Origin of the sequence: Faecalibacter macacae, from assembly GCF_003687725.1 — a bacterium.
In the GTDB taxonomy this organism is placed as follows: domain Bacteria; phylum Bacteroidota; class Bacteroidia; order Flavobacteriales; family Weeksellaceae; genus Empedobacter; species Empedobacter macacae.
In genome coordinates, this window is the sequence record NZ_RDOJ01000004.1 from 32,568 (window position 1) to 52,337 (window position 19,770).

At 30.3% G+C, this 19,770-nt stretch carries 21 protein-coding genes and 2 tRNA genes; 15 read left to right on the forward strand and 8 right to left on the reverse strand.

Annotation, left to right across the window (positions count from 1 at the left end):
• Positions 1 to 95 precede the first annotated feature (95 nt).
• The 4 genes from EAH69_RS03970 to EAH69_RS03985 all read left to right on the forward strand — a co-directional run bounded on the left by EAH69_RS03970 (position 96) and on the right by EAH69_RS03985 (position 3,851).
• Positions 96 to 683 carry a riboflavin synthase gene (locus tag EAH69_RS03970; protein ID WP_121933894.1) on the forward strand — a complete coding sequence of 196 codons (588 nt, stop codon included), beginning with the start codon at positions 96 to 98 and terminating at the stop codon, positions 681 to 683.
• A 63-nt stretch (positions 684 to 746) separates the two neighbouring features.
• Positions 747 to 2,147 carry an ATP-binding protein gene (locus EAH69_RS03975; RefSeq protein WP_121933895.1) on the forward strand — a complete coding sequence of 467 codons (1,401 nt, stop codon included), beginning with the start codon at positions 747 to 749 and terminating at the stop codon, positions 2,145 to 2,147.
• Entirely contained in the window at positions 2,140 to 2,847 is a 708-nt protein-coding gene (locus EAH69_RS03980) for a tRNA1(Val) (adenine(37)-N6)-methyltransferase (protein ID WP_121933896.1), read from the forward strand. The genes EAH69_RS03975 and EAH69_RS03980 overlap by 8 nt, the downstream gene beginning before the upstream one ends.
• A gap of 2 nt (positions 2,848 to 2,849) precedes the next feature.
• Positions 2,850 to 3,851: a class I SAM-dependent methyltransferase gene (locus tag EAH69_RS03985; RefSeq protein WP_121933897.1), complete on the forward strand. Its 1,002-nt coding sequence runs from the start codon at positions 2,850 to 2,852 to the stop codon at positions 3,849 to 3,851.
• A 57-nt stretch (positions 3,852 to 3,908) separates the two neighbouring features.
• On the opposite strand, the gene pckA is transcribed toward EAH69_RS03985, so the two are convergent.
• Positions 3,909 to 5,480 carry a phosphoenolpyruvate carboxykinase (ATP) gene (pckA, locus tag EAH69_RS03990; protein WP_121933898.1) on the reverse strand — a complete coding sequence of 524 codons (1,572 nt, stop codon included), beginning with the start codon at positions 5,478 to 5,480 and terminating at the stop codon, positions 3,909 to 3,911.
• A 226-nt stretch (positions 5,481 to 5,706) separates the two neighbouring features.
• On the opposite strand from pckA, the gene EAH69_RS03995 reads away from it, so the two are divergent.
• The 6 genes from EAH69_RS03995 to pheS all read left to right on the forward strand — a co-directional run bounded on the left by EAH69_RS03995 (position 5,707) and on the right by pheS (position 11,059).
• Positions 5,707 to 5,943, forward strand: coding sequence for an acyl carrier protein (locus EAH69_RS03995; protein WP_019975541.1), 237 nt, complete (start codon positions 5,707 to 5,709; stop codon positions 5,941 to 5,943).
• Between the two features lie 18 nt (positions 5,944 to 5,961).
• A complete protein-coding gene (fabF, locus tag EAH69_RS04000; RefSeq protein WP_121933899.1) occupies positions 5,962 to 7,215 on the forward strand; it encodes a beta-ketoacyl-ACP synthase II in 1,254 nt (417 codons plus the stop codon).
• Positions 7,215 to 7,967: a ribonuclease III family protein gene (locus EAH69_RS04005; protein WP_121933900.1), complete on the forward strand. Its 753-nt coding sequence runs from the start codon at positions 7,215 to 7,217 to the stop codon at positions 7,965 to 7,967. Before fabF ends, EAH69_RS04005 begins: the two co-directional genes overlap by 1 nt.
• A gap of 4 nt (positions 7,968 to 7,971) precedes the next feature.
• Positions 7,972 to 8,430, forward strand: coding sequence for an IPExxxVDY family protein (locus EAH69_RS04010; protein ID WP_121933901.1), 459 nt, complete (start codon positions 7,972 to 7,974; stop codon positions 8,428 to 8,430).
• Between the two features lie 31 nt (positions 8,431 to 8,461).
• Positions 8,462 to 9,904 (forward strand): pyruvate kinase, encoded by a 1,443-nt coding sequence (gene pyk / locus EAH69_RS04015; protein ID WP_121933902.1) that lies wholly within the window; start codon positions 8,462 to 8,464, stop codon positions 9,902 to 9,904.
• 135 nt (positions 9,905 to 10,039) lie between these two features.
• Complete coding sequence (pheS, locus tag EAH69_RS04020; RefSeq protein WP_121933903.1) at positions 10,040 to 11,059, forward strand: phenylalanine--tRNA ligase subunit alpha; 1,020 nt, start codon at positions 10,040 to 10,042, stop codon at positions 11,057 to 11,059.
• Positions 11,060 to 11,090: 31 nt separating this feature from the next.
• Here the strand turns inward: pheS and EAH69_RS04025 are convergent, their stop codons facing one another.
• A complete protein-coding gene (locus EAH69_RS04025; protein WP_121933904.1) occupies positions 11,091 to 11,597 on the reverse strand; it encodes a MepB family protein in 507 nt (168 codons plus the stop codon).
• Between the two features lies 1 nt (position 11,598).
• Complete coding sequence (locus EAH69_RS04030; protein WP_121933905.1) at positions 11,599 to 12,657, reverse strand: ABC transporter substrate-binding protein; 1,059 nt, start codon at positions 12,655 to 12,657, stop codon at positions 11,599 to 11,601.
• A 190-nt stretch (positions 12,658 to 12,847) separates the two neighbouring features.
• Here EAH69_RS04030 and EAH69_RS04035 point away from each other — a divergent pair.
• Positions 12,848 to 12,921 (forward strand) — tRNA-Arg (locus tag EAH69_RS04035).
• 105 nt (positions 12,922 to 13,026) lie between these two features.
• Here the strand turns inward: EAH69_RS04035 and der are convergent.
• Positions 13,027 to 14,334: a ribosome biogenesis GTPase Der gene (der, locus tag EAH69_RS04040; RefSeq protein WP_121933906.1), complete on the reverse strand. Its 1,308-nt coding sequence runs from the start codon at positions 14,332 to 14,334 to the stop codon at positions 13,027 to 13,029.
• A gap of 130 nt (positions 14,335 to 14,464) precedes the next feature.
• Between der and EAH69_RS04045 the strand changes: the two genes are divergently transcribed.
• Positions 14,465 to 15,382 carry an AEC family transporter gene (locus EAH69_RS04045; protein WP_121933907.1) on the forward strand — a complete coding sequence of 306 codons (918 nt, stop codon included), beginning with the start codon at positions 14,465 to 14,467 and terminating at the stop codon, positions 15,380 to 15,382.
• 37 nt (positions 15,383 to 15,419) lie between these two features.
• Here EAH69_RS04045 and EAH69_RS04050 read toward each other — a convergent pair whose 3' ends face one another.
• From EAH69_RS04050 to EAH69_RS04060, 3 genes are all read right to left on the reverse strand, one after another.
• Positions 15,420 to 15,854: an adenylyltransferase/cytidyltransferase family protein gene (locus tag EAH69_RS04050; RefSeq protein ID WP_121933908.1), complete on the reverse strand. Its 435-nt coding sequence runs from the start codon at positions 15,852 to 15,854 to the stop codon at positions 15,420 to 15,422.
• Positions 15,855 to 15,900: 46 nt separating this feature from the next.
• The gene (locus EAH69_RS04055) at positions 15,901 to 16,248 is read right to left on the reverse strand and encodes a phosphomannose isomerase type II C-terminal cupin domain (RefSeq protein WP_121933909.1); all 348 of its coding nucleotides are present in this window, start codon (positions 16,246 to 16,248) and stop codon (positions 15,901 to 15,903) included.
• 143 nt (positions 16,249 to 16,391) lie between these two features.
• Positions 16,392 to 16,464: transfer RNA gene (locus EAH69_RS04060), tRNA-Phe, on the reverse strand.
• Positions 16,465 to 16,615: 151 nt separating this feature from the next.
• Here EAH69_RS04060 and cls point away from each other — a divergent pair.
• From cls to EAH69_RS13910, 3 genes are read left to right on the forward strand one after another with little or no spacing between them, the layout of a single operon-like run.
• Positions 16,616 to 18,094: a cardiolipin synthase gene (cls, locus tag EAH69_RS04065; protein WP_121933910.1), complete on the forward strand. Its 1,479-nt coding sequence runs from the start codon at positions 16,616 to 16,618 to the stop codon at positions 18,092 to 18,094.
• A gap of 3 nt (positions 18,095 to 18,097) precedes the next feature.
• A complete protein-coding gene (locus EAH69_RS04070; RefSeq protein ID WP_121933911.1) occupies positions 18,098 to 18,571 on the forward strand; it encodes a GNAT family N-acetyltransferase in 474 nt (157 codons plus the stop codon).
• Entirely contained in the window at positions 18,568 to 18,738 is a 171-nt protein-coding gene (locus EAH69_RS13910) for a hypothetical protein (RefSeq protein WP_230466699.1), read from the forward strand. Before EAH69_RS04070 ends, EAH69_RS13910 begins: the two co-directional genes overlap by 4 nt.
• Positions 18,739 to 18,764: 26 nt before the next feature.
• On the opposite strand, the gene EAH69_RS04075 is transcribed toward EAH69_RS13910, so the two are convergent.
• Positions 18,765 to 19,721, reverse strand: coding sequence for a hypothetical protein (locus tag EAH69_RS04075; protein WP_121933912.1), 957 nt, complete (start codon positions 19,719 to 19,721; stop codon positions 18,765 to 18,767).
• Positions 19,722 to 19,770: the final 49 nt, after the last annotated feature.

Below are 19,770 nucleotides of genomic sequence, written 5' to 3' on the forward strand. Positions count from 1 at the left end.
ATTATATATTTAAAAAGGGATAGCTTTTTGCTATCCTTTTTTTACGCCTTTTAATTAAAAAAATTATATTTTTAAAATATAGAATAAAAGATAAAATGTTTACTGGAATTGTAGAAAAAGTAGGTAAAGTAACTGCTATAGAAAAAGATCAAACAAATGTTCATTTTTGGATCGAATCAGATTTTACAAATGAGCTGAAAATTGATCAAAGTGTAGCACACAATGGTGTGTGCTTAACAGTTGTAGATTTTAACGAAAATAAATATAAAGTAACTGCAATTCAAGAAACTCTTAATAAAACAAACTTAGGAGATTTAGAAGTTGATAGTTTAATTAATTTAGAACGTTGCTTACAATTTAATGGTCGTATAGATGGTCACATTGTTCAAGGACACGTAGACCAAACTGGTGTTGTAAAAAGTGTAGAAAACAAAGACGGAAGTAATATCATTACGATTAATTACGACGAAGAATTATACGGTAATGTAACAGTAGCTAAAGGATCAATTTGTATCAACGGAGTTAGTTTAACAGTTGTTGATAGTTCGGTTGGCGAATTATCTGTTGCAATTATTCCTTATACATGGGAATTTACTAATTTACATACTTTAAAAGCAGGTTCTCAAGTTAATTTAGAATTTGATATTTTAGGAAAATACATCAAACGATTAATGGTTAAATAAAAGCATATGTGGAAACGATTTCGCATAACTCCTAATTCGCTTCCGATTAAAATAACACTCTATATGTTAGCAGTGTTGCTAACTACTGCAGTGTTAATTTTGATTATAACCAATCGTCACTTTAACGAACAGACAAAACGATACCACGAAGATATTTTAATGAAGAAGGAAAAAGCAGTACTTCTTTCCATTAATTATCTCTTAGATTCTTATCCAGAAGTTAACGAAGATAACATTGTTAAAGTACTTGAAACTCGTATTCTTGAGATTAACGATATTCAAAAATTATCTATCGTTATCTATGATTTAAGAGGGAATCAAGTTTTAACAACAGAAGCAAGAAATCCTAAATATCCCGTTTTACCACAAAATATATTAGATTCATTAAATAAGAATGACCAATATGTAGAAGTTGGTGAAAGTTTAGGTGATCAGCGATCATATTATGCCTCATATAATTACATCAAAGATGTTACAGAAACCAAGAAATTAGCAATTGTAGCACTGCCTTACGAAACCAATGATATCTTTTTACAGGAAGATATGAACACTTTAATTGGTAGTTATGGTGTTGCTTTTGTTTTTATTATTCTTTTGGGTGCGATTATGATTTACGTTGTAAGTAAGAATACATTTAATCGACTAACTTCTTTTGCAGATCGTATTAAAGAAACGGAAGTAATATCCAATAATCTCCCGATTTTATACGATAAAGATGACGAAATTAAAGTTTTGGTAGATGCTTATAACGAAATGTTGGTCAAATTAAAGGATCAATCCGAGTTGTTAGCAGATATAGAACGTCAAGAAGCTTGGAGAGAATTTGCTCGTCAAGTTGCTCATGAAATTAAAAACCCATTAACTCCAATGAAGTTGATGATTCAAAATTACATGAGAAAATTTGAGACAGATGATGAAGTTTTAGATGAACGTACGAATAGGACGGCTAATATATTATTACAACAAATCGATACAATAGAGTCAATTGCAGATGCGTTTTCAGATTTCGCAAAAATGCCTTCTCGTAAAGATGAGTTAATAGATGTTGTTGAAATTACTAAGAATACATTAGATATTTTCGATGGTCCATCTATCATTTTTACATCGTCAAGGCCAGTGATACAAATGTATTTTGATAAGCAATATTTAAACAGAATTATTACAAATATTGTAAAAAATGCATTTCAATCAATTCCACATAGTAGAGAACCAAAAATTCTAGTTGATTTATCAATTCAAAGAAATAATTTAGAAATTATTATAGAAGATAATGGAAAAGGAATTTCTGATGAAGATAAAAAAGAAATTTTTAAACCTCGTTTCACTACAAAATCAAGTGGATCTGGAATTGGACTTTCAATGGTTAAAAAAATTATTGAAGATTACGACGGTGAAATAACTTTTGAAAGTGCCGAAGATGTAGGTACTAAATTTATTATTCAATTACCATATACACATGAATAGAAAGCCTTTTAGGTTTAAACAGTTTGAAATTTTTCAGGATCAAACAGCAATGAAGGTAGGAACAGATGGCGTGTTATTGGGAGCTTGGGCTAATTTAGAATCCGGAAATAGGATTTTAGATATTGGTACAGGAACTGGATTAATTTCCTTAATGCTTGCTCAACGTTTTTCTGAAGCATTTATAGATGCAGTCGAATTAGATGTTGATGCCTTTAAACAAGCAGAAGAAAACTTCTCAAATGCAAAATTTTCTGAACGATTAAATATTACAAAAACTGCAATTCAGGATTTTGAATCCGATTCGAATTTTGATTTAATTGTTAGTAATCCACCTTTTTTTATCATAAACGATAGAGTAGAGTTGGATGCTCGTAAAAAAGCAAGACAACAAGAAACGCTTACTTTTAAAGATTTATTAACGAAGTCTGCACAATTATTAACTGATAATGGAGTTGCTTGTTATGTAATTCCTTTTGATTTAGAATCAAATTTTCTTCAGATTGCGAAAGAATTAAATCTTTTTCCGTCTAAAATTGTTCATGTTAAAGGAAATAAAGAAGCCGAAGTTAAACGTAGTTTAATTGCTTTAAAATTTAATCAACAAGAATTAATCATTTCTGAATTGATTATAGAAATCGCAAGGCACCAATACACGGAAGATTACATTAATCTTACCAAAGAATTTTATTTAAAAATGTAAAAATGTCAATCTATCAAAATTATAAATCAACGTTTACTTCAAAAAATGTAAGTCAATTCAATGACTTATTGAACCAGATTGAGTTTGAAAAATTAGGATTATCCGAATATAATCTAAATTATATTCAAGAAATGAAACCTACTTTTTTCTACTATATACAATTGTTTGATTTTACGGTGCAAGATTTTGTAGCAAACAATGATTATAAAGATAAATGGATTATAGATTTTGGAGGTGGACACGGTTTTTTAAGCCTTTATTTAAAATTTTTAGGATTTAAAGTAATCTATTGTGATTTTAATGAAAATGCTGTTCAAACGGCTCGAAAAGTAGCTCAAACAATAGGTTTTGGTCCAGAATATTACGTAAAAGGTTCTTCTAAAGAAATAATTGATCTAATTCGTGAAGAAAATTTAAATGTTGAGTATTTAATTTCGACAGATACGATTGAACATGTGTATGATTTGGATGAAATGTTGAAAAATTTTATTCAAATCAATCCAAAAATTAAGATGATTTTTACAACTGCATCTAATTTTGATAATAAAATCAAGTCGAAAAAATTGCAAAAAGCGATGATTAAAGACGAAATTGAAGATTTTATTCCAAAACGTAAAACATATATTTCAAATAATTTCAAAAGTTTAAAAGAAGATGAAATTAATTTTTTAGCAGAAAAATCTAGAGGTTTACGTTATGTTGAATTAGATGATTTTGTTAATTATTATCAAGAAAATAACAAAATTAAACCTGTAGATGTCGATCAATTCAATTGTTGCGAACCTGATTTTGGAGCTTGGACTGAACGAATTTTACCTTTAGATTACTACAAGAAATTAGGCGAAAAATACGGTTTAAAATTGGCAGTTGATAATAGTTTTTACTGTATAATTGATAAGTCTGGTATGAAGAGACTTGTAGTTAAATATCTAAATATGTTTGTGTTGAAAAACCCTGGTTTAGGAATCAAATTAGCGCCAACAATAATTTTAAAATATAACTAAAATAAAAAGTCGACTTCTTTTGAAGTCGACTTTTTTGTATTTAATATCAAGTAATTATTAAACTAATGGTCCACCAGATAATAATTCTGGAGTAGCATATTCTGCAAATTTCTCGAAGTTCTTTTTGAATTTATCAGCTAATTCTTTTGCGTTAGCTTCATAAGCTTCAGCAGTATCAAAAGAAGTTGCTGGATTTAATTTATCCGAGTCAACACCTTCAATCGCAACAGGAATTTCAAATCCAAAGAATTGATCTTTCTTAAATTCAACGTTATCTAAATCTCCGTTTAATGCTGCGTTAATAACTGCACGAGTATCTTTTAAAGACATACGTTTTTTCTGTCCATTCCAACCTGTGTTGATTAACCATACATTAACACCAGTTTTTTCAACTTTATCGCTTAACATTTCAGCGTATTTTGTTGGATGTAATGGCATAAATGGAGCTCCAAAACAAGAAGAGAATGTAGTCTGTGGTTCAGTTACACCAGCTTCAGTACCAGCTACTTTAGAAGTATATCCAGAGATAAATAAGTAAGCCGCTTGATTTGGATTTAATTTAGCAATTGGAGGGAAAACTCCGTAAGCATCAAATGATAAAAAGAAAATATTTTTTGGGTTTTTACCTAATGATGGCTCAGCAATATTTTCGATGAAATCAATTGGGTAAGAAACACGTGTGTTTTCAGTAATTTCTGTATTTTCGAAGTTAACTTCTTTAGTACCTTCAAAGTAAGCAACATTTTCTAATAATGCACCTTCTTTAATAGCTCCGTAAATTTCTGGTTCACCTTCAGCAGATAAGTTAATTACTTTCGCGTAACATCCACCTTCAAAGTTGAAAACAGTGTTATCATCAGTCCATCCGTGCTCATCATCACCAATTAAACGACGATTTTTATCTGCAGATAAAGTAGTTTTACCTGTTCCAGATAAACCAAAGAACATTGCTGTATCTCCGTTTTCACCAGAGTTAGCAGAACAGTGCATTGGTAAAGTGTTTTTCTCAACTGGTAAAATAAAGTTTAAAGCAGAGAAAATTCCTTTTTTCATTTCCCCAGTATAACCAGTACCACCGTTTAAAACAATTTTACGTTTAAAGTTTAAGATTGAGAAGTTATGTTGTCTTGTTCCGTCTGTTTCAGGGTCAGCAACGAATGTTGGTGCGTTAATGATTGTCCAATCAGAATCTCCAAAATTAGCTAATTCTTCAGCAGTTGGGCGGATAAACATATTATAAATAAATAAATTTGCTCCAGGAGTTTCAGTGATAGCTCTAATTTTTGTTTTAAAACGATCATCTGCACAAGCATAAGCATCACGAACATAAATGTTCTTTCCACTTAAATGAGCTATAACTTTATCATATAAAGCATCAAATTTATCTGAGTCGAAAGGAATATTAATATTACCGTCCCACCATACAGTTTCTTCAGAAATATCATCCTTTACAATGAAACGGTCTTTAGGTGAACGACCTGTAAATTCTCCAGTTAAGATGTTAATGGCACCAGACGAAGTAATTTCACCTTGTCCAATCTCTACCATTTTATCAGTTAATTCTTGTGGAGATAATTGATAATGTGCTGTGGAATTTAAAATTCCATATTTTTCCAATTCTACGCTCATTTTTGTGATTTTATTATAGTTTTTTAGAATTTCGATTTAATTATCGTACAAATTTAATGAAAATATAGTATTAAAATTTTGATTTTTGTCATTAACTTAAACGTTTTCGTAAATCAAAAAAAGTTATATATTTAATGGTTCTTATGCATGCATATAAAAAAAAACTTGGATATCATTTAAGTTTTTTATTTTTGCAATAGTTTACAACAATTAAAAATAGAATATTATGTCTGACATTACATCAAGAGTGAAAGCAATTATCGTAGATAAATTAGGAGTTGACGAAAGCGAAGTAACTCTAGAAGCAAGCTTCACTAACGATTTAGGAGCTGATTCATTAGATACAGTTGAATTAATCATGGAATTCGAAAAAGAATTTGATATCCAAATTCCAGACGATCAAGCTGAGAAAATTTCTACTGTAGGTCAAGCTGTTAAATACATCGAAGACTTAAACAAGTAATAATTCCTTATTCTTTATATGGAATTAAAAAGAGTAGTAGTAACAGGTTTAGGCGCGCTTACTCCAATTGGAAACACTTTCCCAGAATACTGGGAAGCGTTGAAAAATGGCGTAAGTGGCGCTGCGCCTATTACGTTATTTGATGCTTCTCAATTCAAAACTCAATTTGCATGCGAGGTTAAAAACTTCAATTTAGAAGATCACTTCGACCGTAAAGAGGCTCGTAAACTAGATCGTTGCGGACAATTAGGTCTTGTAGCAGCTAGAGAAGCAATAAAACACAGTGGTATTTTAGAAGATGCTAATGTGAACAAAGAACGTATAGGTGTAATTTGGGGATCAGGTATTGGAGGTATTAAAACCTTCGAAGAAGAAGTTACTAACTACGCAACTGGAAATGGAACGCCTCGTTTCAATCCATTCTTCATCCCTAAAATGATTGCAGATATTACTCCAGGTCATATCTCAATGGAATTTGGTCTTATGGGACCTAATTATACAACTGTTTCAGCTTGTGCCTCATCTACTAACGCAATTATTGATGCATTTATGTTAATCCAATTAGGAAAAGCTAATGCAATTGTTACAGGTGGATCAGAAGCAGCAGTAACAGAATCTAGTATCGGTGGGTTTAATGCATTACACGCATTATCTACTCGTAATGATGATCCTAAAACAGCATCTCGTCCTTTCGACAAAGATCGTGATGGATTTATCATGGGAGAAGGTGGTGGATGTATTATTCTTGAAGAGTACGAACATGCAATTGCTCGTGGAGCAACAATCTATGCAGAATTAGCAGGAGGTGGTTTATCTGCCGACGCACATCACTTAACAGCTCCACATCCAGAAGGATTAGGTGCATATAATGTGATGAAGAATGCTATAGAAGATGCAGGTATTGCACTTGAAGATATTGATCATATCAATATGCACGGTACATCAACTCCATTAGGAGATATAGCAGAATCAAAAGCGATTACTAAATTATTTGGTGAAAAAGCTTACAATATTCAAATTAACTCTACAAAGTCAATGACAGGGCATTTATTAGGTGCAGCTGGTATTGTTGAAGCTATTGCAGCTATTTGTGCAGTTAAAAACGACATTGTTCCTCCAACAATTAATCACTTTACGGATGATGAAAATCTAGATCCAAAAATTGATTACACATTCAATGTAGCAAAAGAGAAAGTTATTAACTACGCTTTAAGCAATACATTTGGATTCGGTGGACACAATGCATGTGTGATATTTAAGAAGTATAAGTAATGTTTTTCTTTAAAAATTTATTTTCTTTTAAAAAAAAACGAGCTGATTTAGCAGCTCAAGGGCCTTTATTTGATTTTTTAAAGTCTATTTTAGGATATTATCCAGAGAATATCTATGTTTTTACGGAAGCGTTTACACACCGGTCGGCACAAAAAAAAGATGATAAAGGGAATAGTATAAATTTTGAAAGATTAGAGTTTTTAGGAGATGCATTACTTGGCGCTTCTGCCGCTACACACCTGTACTACAAAGCTCCAGAACAGCAGGAAGGTTATTTAACCAAAATGCGTTCTAAAATTGTTTCTAGAAAACAATTAAATTCAATATCAAAACAATTAGGTTTACTTAATTATTTAGAACCCAAAAATAACCATGCAAATCTTGGAGAAGATGTAAATGGTGATTTGTTGGAAGCTTTAGTTGGTGCAATCTATGTAGATAAAGGCGCTAAGGCTGTAGAAGATTTTATCAAAATAAAAATTATTGACCCTTACGCGGATTTAGATCGTTTAGAGTCTACCATTACAAGTCATAAATCACTGATTTTGGAATGGAGTCAAAAAACAAGAAATACGCTAAGATTCAATACTTTTGAAGAACAAAATGCAGAAGATTTACAAGTCTTTGTGTCTGTAATTCGTTTAAATGATAAAGTAATTTCTAAAGGAAGAGGAACATCAAAGAAAAAAGCTGAAGAAAGCGCTTCGAAGAGAGCTTATTATACGCTACAAAAGAAAATAGAAAATATATAATTGAATGGCTGAATATCTCTTATTAGATGATTTTATCGATTTTCAATTAGTAGGAGTCAATTCTTCATTCGAAGATTCCTTTCAATTTATATATCACCTAAATCTTAATTTTGATACTAGTTTTCAACGTATTAAAGATTTCGATTTCTTAATTAATCAACAAGAATTCTTTTTTTCAAGCTATCATTGGTATGATGATCATAATAAAATAGATTATCATATTATTAAAAATCGCCCATCAGATACGGTTTTTAAAAATAATGAAGTAGATTTAACTCAATTATTTCCGGCAGATTTTCCTTTAATTTCTAGGTATAAAAATTGTAACTACATTTTAAAGATTACTGGTTGGGAAGATGATATTGATAATTTGAAAATTCCTTTCAAAACCAATAACTTTATAGATAATATTGAAATTTATGATATCGATGACATTAGCGAAGCTGATCGATTGATATTTTAAATAATAAACGTGTGCAAAAAAAAGGGAAAATATGGTTTACGACAAAAACTATCTTAAAAAGACGAAAATTGTAGCGACATTAGGTCCAGCAACAGAACGTCGTGAAGTAATTTTAGAAATGATGAAAAAAGGTACGGATGTATTTCGTATCAATTTTTCGCATGCAGATTACGAAGATGTAAAAAATAAAATAAATACGATTCATCAGTTAAATGAAGAATTCGGATTTAATACAGCGATTTTAGCCGATTTACAAGGTCCAAAACTACGTATAGGTAAAATGGAACACGAGGATTTTGTAATTAATCCTGGAGATATTTTAACATTTACTAACGAAGATGTTATTGGGACAAACGAAAAAGTTTTTATGACTTATAAAAAGTTTGCTCAAGACGTGCAAGTAGGTGAAAATATTTTAATTGACGATGGAAAATTAATCTTAAAAGTTGTAGAAACTAACGGTACAGATATCGTAAAGGCTGAAACAATTCAAGGTGGACCATTACGTTCAAAAAAAGGAGTAAACTTACCAAATACTAAAATTTCTTTACCTGCTTTAACAGAAAAAGATAAAGAAGATGCAGTTTTTGCAATCGAAAATAGAGTAGATTGGTTCGCATTATCTTTCGTTCGTTCAGGACAAGATGTGGTAGATTTACAAGAATTTATTAAAGAACATGCTTCTTTTAAAATTCCGATTATCTCTAAAATTGAAAAACCAGAAGCTTTAGAAAACATTGATGATATCTTAGTTCATTCAGATGGATTAATGGTTGCTCGTGGAGATTTAGGAGTTGAAGTTCCTTTCGAAATCGTACCAAAAGCTCAAAAAGAATTAATCGATAAAGCTAAATTGGCTCGTAAACCAGTTATTGTTGCTACACAGATGATGGAAACAATGATTTCTAGTTTAACTCCAACTCGTGCTGAAGTTTCAGATGTTGCAAATGCAGTTTTTGATGGTGCAGATGCTGTAATGCTATCAGGAGAAACTTCTGTAGGTATGTACCCTGTTCAGGTTATTGAAAAGATGACTAAGATTTTACAAACTGTAGAAGATGATAATCACATTAGAATTCCAGAACACAAGCCAAAAGTAAAAAATGAGCGTTTCGTTACAGATATCGTTTGTTACAATGCTGCTAAAATGGTTTCACATACAGATGCAAAAGCGATTGCTACATTAACTTATTCAGGTTATACAGCTTTCCAAATTTCATCTCATCGTCCTAATGCGTTTATCTTAGTTTTTAATCCAAGTGTACGCATTAATCGTATGCTGAATTTATTATGGGGTGTAAAATCTATTAATTACGATCCACGTGATACATCAACAGACCAAACTGTAACTGAGGTAAATATCTTAGCTAAAAACAATGGTTATGTAGATTACGGAGATTATATTTTAAATTTAAATGCAATGCCTGCTTTTGAGAAAGGAATCACAAATACGTTACGTATTTCTATGGTTTAATCTTTTTAGAAGGTTTTTGATACAATCCTTTCAGGTTTCGGCCCGAAAGGATTTTTTATTTGCGTTTATCCTTGTTAAAACTTGTCTATTCAGTTGAATAATTGTTAAATTTGTAGTCAAATTGTATTTATAATTATGATTGACCAAATCAAACAATATATAGAAGAAGTAAAAAACTTCCATTCGACGAATCCTGCCGAAATTGAGGAGTTTAGAATTAAATTTTTAGGTAAAAAAGGGATTTTAAATGATTTGTTTGCGCAATTCAAAGCAGTTCCAAACGAAGAGAAAAAAGAATTTGGTCAAGTTGTAAATGAATTAAAAACATTAGCAACAGAAAAATCTACAGTTCTTAAAAATGAATCTTCATCTGAAGGAACTACTGATGCTGGATTAGATTTAACTCGTCCAGGCGAGCCATTTACTTTAGGTTCTCGTCACCCAATCAATATTACTAAAAACAGAATTTTAGAGATTTTTAAACGTATTGGTTTCGGAGTTTCTGAAGGTCCAGAAATTGAAGATGATTGGCATAACTTTACAGCTTTAAACTTACCAACATATCACCCAGCGCGTGATATGCAAGATACATTCTTCATCGAGAAAGATCCAGATATCGTATTACGTACGCACACATCGTCTGTACAAATTCGTCACATGGAAAATCATGAACCTCCAATGCGTTTCTTAGCGCCAGGTCGTGTTTACCGTAACGAAGCGATTTCTTCTCGTTCGCACATGATGTTCCACCAAATCGAAGGTTTATACATCGATAAAGGTGTTTCTTTTGCAGATTTAAAGCAAACATTAAGCTACTTTACACAAGAGTTATTCGGTAAATCAGAAATCCGTTTACGTCCTTCTTACTTCCCATTTACAGAGCCATCTGCTGAAGTTGATGTGTACTGGGGATTAGAAACTGAAACAGATTACCGTATGACAAAAGGTACTGGATGGTTAGAAATTATGGGTTGTGGTATGATTGATCCTAACGTTTTAAAGAATGTAAATATCGATCCAGAAGTTTATTCTGGTTACGCATTCGGTATGGGAATTGAGCGTATTGCTTTATTATTATACCAAATTGGAGATATTCGTTTATATACAGAAAATGATGTTCGTTTCTTAGAGCAATTCAAATCTGAATTATTCTAATCGAATTCAAAAAATAATAGATAAGGAGCTTTTAAGCTCCTTTTTTAATTTTTAATATTGATTTAACTTGTTTTAAATCAGTTTTGTTGTTAATGATTTCAATAAAATAATCTAATTGCCAATTTTGGGTTTTCAGGGCTTGTTTATTTGTTGGAATACTCCAATTAGGATAAACTCTAAATCCTCTTTTCCCATCTTTCTGTTCGGTAGAAAATATATTTTTCTCAATCAAAATTGCTTTCGGAAAGATGAAAAATCCAAGTTTAGAATCATCTTCTGTAGCTATGATAACATAATCAATACCATCATTTTCGTGAAATGGTTCAGTTATTTTCTGATCATTTCTTTTCCATAAAGTTACAAACTGCCCAACTTTTTTAGGTGTTATTTTTGCTTTTCTAAATTTGAATATCTGTTCATTTATTTTAAAATTATAGCCAAAATATTCTTCACATTCTTTATCTTTTTGAAGATTAGAAATTGAAAAGTTTAAATTTCTTAATGTTTGGTTTTCAAATTCTTGAATTATAGTATTCATCTTACTTTAATTGTTGATAAAAGTATAATTCATAATTCGGAAAAAGTTCGGGATAAAAAATCTTACCTAAATCATTCAAAATAATATCAGGTCGAATAATACCTTGTTCAAAATAGTCTTGCGCTCCGTTGGCATTACTTCTTTTGTTCGAGTTATATACATTTCCATTTTTATAGGCCTCAAACCAAGAATAATTTGGATAAGAAGCCTTCATTTGTGCTAAAGAATTGTAACTAGGATTAATCCAATGCGTAGCGTTTTTAGCTTCTGCATAAACTTCCTCAAATGATAAATTTAAAGCGTTGTCTGATTGTTTTTTATTAAAAATATAATTCCCTTTAGCATCGTTTATAAGCTTTTCTTGCAGAGTATTTTTTGCAGGTAAATACCAAACATCTCCAAACATTGTGTTCATTAAGGTTGTTACATTTCCATTTCCTTGGGTTTGAATGATAGTTTTAATCGAATCATATTTATTTTCAATTGATTCAAATCGTTGATTTGCGATTTCTTCTTTCTTTAAAATCTTTCCAAATACTTTTAAATATTCTAACCTTCCTAATGGTTCGTGTTCTAAATATTCGTTGATGTAAAGAATTTTGACTCCATTTTGCTCCAATTGTTGATGATATTTTGCTAAAATTGGATTTGTACTGGCGATAATTAGTTCAGGTTTTTGTTGAAGAATCAACTCAAGGTATAATTCATTCATATTACCAATCTCTAAAACCTCTTTATTTTTGATTTTAGAGACTATTTCAGGATTATAAATATAGTTTGGATCAACAATACCTTTTATTGCAGAAAGTGCTTCTAATTCGTTTAAATATGCAATTCCGGCAGTTGTTTCTACCATTACATTAGTAATTGGAAGCTCATTTTTATTGAAAGAAGTTACATTCCCGTTTGATTCAATTGTGATTGTATGTTCATCTTCAGAAAACGAGATATTTTTAGCATATTTAAAATCAGTTTTTTGGCTATTATCTGTTGTTTTTTCTGATTGTTTACAACTAAATGTAAATGTAATTATCGTGGCGAAAACTATTTTTCTAATCATTATAATCCCTTAATTAATGAGGAACAAGTTAAGAAAATTATAAAATTGAAATTATTTTATTTAATAATCTTTTGATTTAAAGTAGATTAATAATTTGTTTTAAAAATTTATATAAAAAAACTTGGATTATTGAATAAAACTGACTTATATTTGCACTCGAATTAAAGAACAAACGTTCTCTCTTTCAAATGGCGTTGTGGCGCAACTGAATAGCGCACTTGATTACGGCTCAAGAGGTTGCAGGTTTGAATCCTGCCAACGTCACAAAATAAAACTCATCAAGCAATTGATGAGTTTTTTTATGTCTTTATTTTTCATCATCTATCAATTAAAATAAAAAAAGCCATCCCTTTCGGAATGGCTGATGAATTATTTTTGTCTAAAATAAATTTCGATTGGAACACCTGAGAAATCAAACTCGCGTCTTAAATGATTTTCAATAAAACGTTTGTAAGGTTCTTTCACATATTGTGGTAAGTTCGCAAAGAATGCAAACTGAGGTGTTTTTGTAGGTAATTGTGTTACATACTTAATCTTAATATACTTTCCTTTGATTGCTGGAGGAGGAGTAATCTCGATAATAGGTAACATAATTTCGTTTAATTTACTTGTACGAATACGACGCGTACGGTTTTCGAAAACACGTATAAATGTTTCTACAGCCTTGTGTACACGTTGTTTTGTTAACGCAGAAATAAATAAGATTGGAACATCGTTAAAAGGAGCGATACGTCTACGGATTTGATCTTCAAATTCTTTCATCGTATTTGTTTCTTTCTCAACTAAATCCCATTTGTTGATTAAGATAACTACACCTTTTTTGTTTCTTTCAGCTAAGTATAAGATATTTAAATCCTGAGCTTCAATACCACGTGTAGCATCTACAACTAAAACACAAACATCACATTCTTCGATAGAACGGATAGAGCGCATTACAGAGTAAAACTCTAAATCCTCACTTACTTTACCTTTTTTACGCATTCCGGCAGTATCTACTAAGACGAATTCTTGCCCGAATTTGTTATAAAGTGTTTCAATAGAATCACGAGTTGTTCCGGCGATATCAGTAACAATGTTACGTTCTTCACCTAATAAAGCATTAATGAAAGTAGATTTTCCTGCGTTTGGACGTCCAACGATTGTTACACGAGGTAAACCTTCGTATGGATCTTCGTAAACTACGTCTTCAAAACAATCAACTACTTCATCTAATAATTCACCTGTACCCGATCCTGTCATTGCAGAAATCGTGTGCATTTTTTCGAAACCTAAGTTATAAAACTCGTAAGTATCGTGTAAATTTTTGTTAGTATCAACCTTGTTCACAACTAAGAATGTAGGCTTCTTAGTGCGTCTTAAAAGGTTGCCAACTTCCTTATCCATGTCCGTTAAACCAGCTTGATTATCTACAACGAATAAAATAACATTTGCTTCGTCGATAGCTAATTCTACTTGCTTACGAATCTCTTCTTCAAAGGTATCATCTGAACCAACGACATACCCTCCGGTATCAATTACGGTAAATTCTTTACCAATCCACTCCGATTTTCCATAGTGACGGTCACGTGTAACACCAGAAGTATCATCTACGATAGCCTGTCTTTTTTGGATTAATCGGTTGAAGAAAGTTGATTTACCAACGTTTGGTCTTCCTACAATTGCAACTAAATTTGACATGCTGCAAAGGTACAACGTTTTGATATAATCTTAATTATGAAATTTTGATTTAGAAAAATAAATAAAATTCTTAGGTTTTATCAAGCTTTTCAGCCATTTATGATGTATTTTTAATCAAAATTCTAACCTTGTGTCAAGCATTATATTATTATTTCTCTGCTTATTTATTGGTTTAGGAATCAAAAGATTACCTAATTTCCCTAAGAATACACATGTTGTTTTAAATCAATTTGTCTTATTCATTTCTTTACCGGCGATGGCTTTGTATCATTTGCCTGAAATTAAGTTGAGTTGGGATTTATTGTTCCCAGCTTCTGTTGCGTACATTGGATTTTTATTCGCAGCATTGTTGTTTATTCCTCTTGGAAAGTATTTTGGATGGTCTAATAAATTGATTGGCTGTTTGCTTTTGACAGCAGGTCTAGGGAATACTTCTTTTGTTGGTATTCCAGTAATACAGGCACTGTACGGTGATGAAGGTATAAAAACATTAATTATTGTTGATATTCCAGGAACTGTGGTCGTATTGTCTAGTTTAGGAATGTTAACTGCAATGAGTTATTCAAAAGGAGAGAAGAGTTTCAAATTGATTCTAATTATTTTAATCAAGTTTCCGCCATTTATAGCCTTTTTAGTAGGTTTAGCTATGTTGATGTTGAATATTCACTTTACAACAGAAATAAAGGATGTTTTGGGGAAATTAATGGCAACTGTTAGTCCTTTAGCATTAGTATCAGTTGGTTTTCAACTAAAAATTGAAAGAAGAAGCAAGCATTGGAAGTTTTTAGCATTAGGACTATTCTATTGTCTATTTATTTGGCCAATGTTTTGTTTTTTAATTTATTGTTTAGGATTTAAACAAGATGGATTGCCGATAAAAGTTTCTATAATGGAAGCAGCAATGCCGCCAATGATTACAGGAGCTATTGTTGCGGTGCAATATGGTTTAAAACCAAGATTAGCTAATATGATGATTGGAGTTGGAATTCCATTATCATTTCTAACAATGGCAATTTGGTATGTATTTTTAGAATGGTATTTAAAATAAAAAAAAGGATTGAAATTAATTTCAATCCTTTTTTTTGTTATGCTTTCTTTAAAAGTTTCATTTGTTCTTTTTCCGCGACAACTTTTCTTAATCCAGAGCTTGAAAAACGGTGATCTCTTGAGTTGTAATATAACTCGATTCCTTTTTCTTCGCAATACTCACGTCCTGTAAAGTTTTTATCTTGGTATTCAATTCCTAATATACGAACATCAACTTTAAAAGATTTTAAAATGTCTTCTAAATCTTGTTCAGTTGCGTAAGGAACAATTTCATCTACAAACTTACATCCCTTTAATTGGATGTATCTTTCTACTACAGTTTGTGTAGGTTTATTTTTTTCTGGTCTATCTAATGTTGGATCCGTTTGTAGTCCTACAATTAAATAATCGCAGTGTTCTTTAGCGTCTTCTAGCATTTTGATGTGCCCAGCGTGTAATAAATCAAAAGCACTAAATGTAATTCCAATTTTCATAGTTTTTACTTTTTATAGAGTTAAGAGGAGTAGTTAGTTTTATAGGTTAATCGTTTCCACGATTATAATCGTCTTCAATTCTGATGATATCTTCTTCTCCGAAGTATGTACCGTGTTGAACTTCAATAAAAATTAAAGTTTCTTCACCAATATTTTGGATTCTATGTTTAGCTTGTAATGGAATAATTACAACTTCTCCAGCGTTGTAGATAGTATCAACATCGTCTAAAGTTACTTTTGCAGTACCTTTAACGATAGTCCAAACTTCAGCTCTGTGTTGGTGGTACTGGTAAGATAAACGACCACCTACATTAACTTCGATGCGTTTAACTTTATGTGTAGCTTCGTCTTCCAAGACAAAATATGTACCCCAAGGTCTATTGCCAATTTCCATATGCTATTCTGTATTTTATTAAAACATGAGTTTTAACTTATCTGCAAGTTAAAGATTTTTTCCCTTTAAACTTATGTTTAGTATTTTTTTAATTTTAAATAAAAAAAACCTCAAACAATTTGCTTGAGGTTTCTTAAAGAAAGTGGTGCCTCCAGGAATCGAACCAGGGACACAAGGATTTTCAGTCCTTTGCTCTACCAACTGAGCTAAGGCACCTTCTTAATTGGGACTGCAAATATACGCATCGAATTTTGATTAATCCAAATGTTTTATGAAATATTTTTTATAATTTTTAATTAATCTGTTTTATAGTATTGATTATGATAGATATAAAATTAAATTTAATTTTAAAATATTTTTTGAATCAATGGAAATAAGTAGAGTGTTACTACAAATTTGGGAATTTTTACAGCAATGGTATTGGATTCCACTTTTGTTGATATATGGAGGAGTTTTAACAACAATTTTATTAGGAAATGGAAATCCAACGAAAACAAAAGCCTGGATTTTGGTCATTATTTTTATACCAATTGTTGGGATAATATTGTATTATTTTTTTGGGCAAAAGTTTAAAAAAGAAAAGTATTTTAAATCTTTAGATATAAAAAGTACATTAGAGATAAAACGAAATTGGGATTCTTTTAATCTATTTTCAAAAGCTGAATTTGATTTTATTCGAGAGAATGTAGGTGTACAATCAGAAGTTTTTCAATTACTTAATCATACTTATTCGTCTCCGCCAATGCTTAATAATAAGGTGACTTTATTAAAAAATGGTGAAGAAAAATTCCCTAAGTTTTTAGACGCAATACGAAATGCAAAACATCACATACATTTAGAATATTATATTTTTAATGAAGATGATATAGGTAACGAAATTATTAATTTATTAATTAAGAAGTCTGAAGAAGGTGTTATTGTTCGTATTACAACAGATGATTTTGGGTCGCCTAAATTCAATAAAAATGCTTTAAAAAGGTTTGAGAATACGAATGTTAACTACCAAACTTTTTTACCTGTTCATTTCAACTCATTGGCTGATTCTAATTTTAGAAATCACAGAAAAATTCTGATTGTTGATGGAAAAACTGCTTTTATCGGAGGAATTAATATATCTGATAAATACATTAATAACGGAAAGTTTGATTTGTATTGGAGAGATACTTCTGTAATGATAGAAGGTGATGCAGTCAATTTTTTACAACTTCGTTTTTGGATGAATTGGGCTATGGTTTCAGGAGAAAAATTTATTGTAAATGATTACGATTATCTTCCAATTCAACCTAATAATATTGGTAAATCGTTAGTTGGTTTTGCATTTACTTCGCCTGGATCTGAAGTACAATCAGCAGTTGAATCAATGATTTTAGCCATCTTTTTAGCAAAGAAAAAAGTAAGATTAACAACACCATATTTTATTCCAAGTGAAGAGTTTGAGTCTGCATTGAAAATCGCGATAAATAGAAGGGTAGAAGTTGAATTAATTTTACCTAAAAAAGGTGATTCGATAATCGTTCAAGAAGCTTCAATGTCGTTTCTTATTCGATTGATGAAACAAGGTTTAAAAGTTTATTTGTACGAGAAAGGTTTTATTCATGCAAAAACGATTTCGATAGATGAGGATATTGCTTTTGTTGGAACTGTAAATTTAGATAATAGAAGTTTTTATATTAATTTTGAAATTACGACTGTGATCCATGATGTTGATTTTATAAAAGAATTGAATTCACATTTCGAAATAGATAAAGTAGATTCATCTATTTTAACTTATAATTTATGGAAAAATCAACCAATTTATAGACGTGCTTTTGCTTCAATTTGTAGATTATTAGCACCTTTGTTGTAAGTTATGGAAATAAGATTAACACTTTTAGAGGAAAAGAATATTGTAAAGGAACTTTTTATCAAAGAATGGAATTCTGATATAATGATTTCAAAGAATCAAAAGCATTTTGTTGAAAATTTAGAGTCGATTATTGCTGTTGTTGATAAAGAAATTATAGGTTTATTAACTTTTAATATAATAAATAAACAGGCAGAAATTGTTTCTTTGGATAGTTTTAATGAAGGAAAAGGTATTGGAACAAAATTGTTAGATTTTACTTTAAATTATTTTAAAAATCTATATTTAGACCGTATTTGGTTAATTACATCCAATGATAATTGCCATGCAATAAGATTTTATCAAAAAAGAGGATGGAAAATGGTAAACATTCATTTCAATGCGATTGAAGAAGCTCGTTTATTAAAACCTCAAATTCCAATGTTTGGATATGATGGAATTCCTATTTTACATGAAATAGAATTTGAATATAGTTTATGAAAGAAATTAGTTTTAAAAAGGTATTAATCGTTCTTGTAGTTTTGATTATAGCCTATATAGCAATCGATGCGCTACTGAATTGGGAAGAAGCAAAATCAGCTTTTAATCAAGGTTATAACGATATGAATACGATTAACGAACAACGTTCAAAAGAACATTTACAATAAAAAAGCGACTATTAATGAGATACGGTCTATTTTTTACAAAAATCTAAAATATAATTTCTTACACTAAAATCTGAAAGTTTACCTATTTCATAAAACTTATTACAGGCAGTTTCTTTGTAGTCTAAAGCTAAATATAAAATCGCTATTTGTTTTTTTGTTGATTTTATCAATAGTTGTGCAGAATTTTCATCTTTAATTGCTTTTTCAAAAGAAGGAGATAATTCTACAACTTTTTTAAAGTTATTGTTGTTATAATTGTCTTCAATTTTATCTTTAATCGTTCTAATTGTAGAGTTTAAATAAAAACTTCCAAGTAGATCTAAATTAATTTTAGTTTCGATAAATAAGTTATGAATTGTATTGTTTTTGAAATAAGTTTCTGATTTTATTAATAAATTAGAAATTGTTTGATCAAACTTCGTAGAAGGAGAGATTTGAATATTTTCAATCTTGTTAAAAGAATTCAAAATAAATTTTATCTGAAATTCTTTATTTTTTTGACTAATTCCAATTTCATTTAATTCACGAATTAAATAACTTTCTAGTGGAACATTTTGTTCAAAAGAATAATTTGCGATGCCATTATCATAAATATAATCCGTATTTTCTGAAACTGAAGGAACAAAATCTGGGTGTTTTTTTAATAAATCCTCACGTTTTAAAAAGAAGTGTTTTAAATTACTCCCTTTAATTTGAGTAATTAAGTAACCATCTTTAAAACTATAATTGATCGTTTGTAAAGGATAATTAATTTGTCCATTTTTAAATTCTACAAATTCATTTTTAACACCATTTACTTTGAAATAATCCTCTTTAATTTCATAAATCAATGATTGTGAATAATCAGGATGATTAATTTCTAGTGGTTTAAAATCTTCGTATAAAGTTCGGACAAGTATCCAGTTACCAAAAAGTTTAGTTTCTTGAGAAAATGTGTATACGTGTAAGAGAAAAAGAATTAAACTGAAAAGTATTTTTGGCATCGATAAATATTTTAACTAAAATACTATATTTCTTATTGTTTAAAGAAAA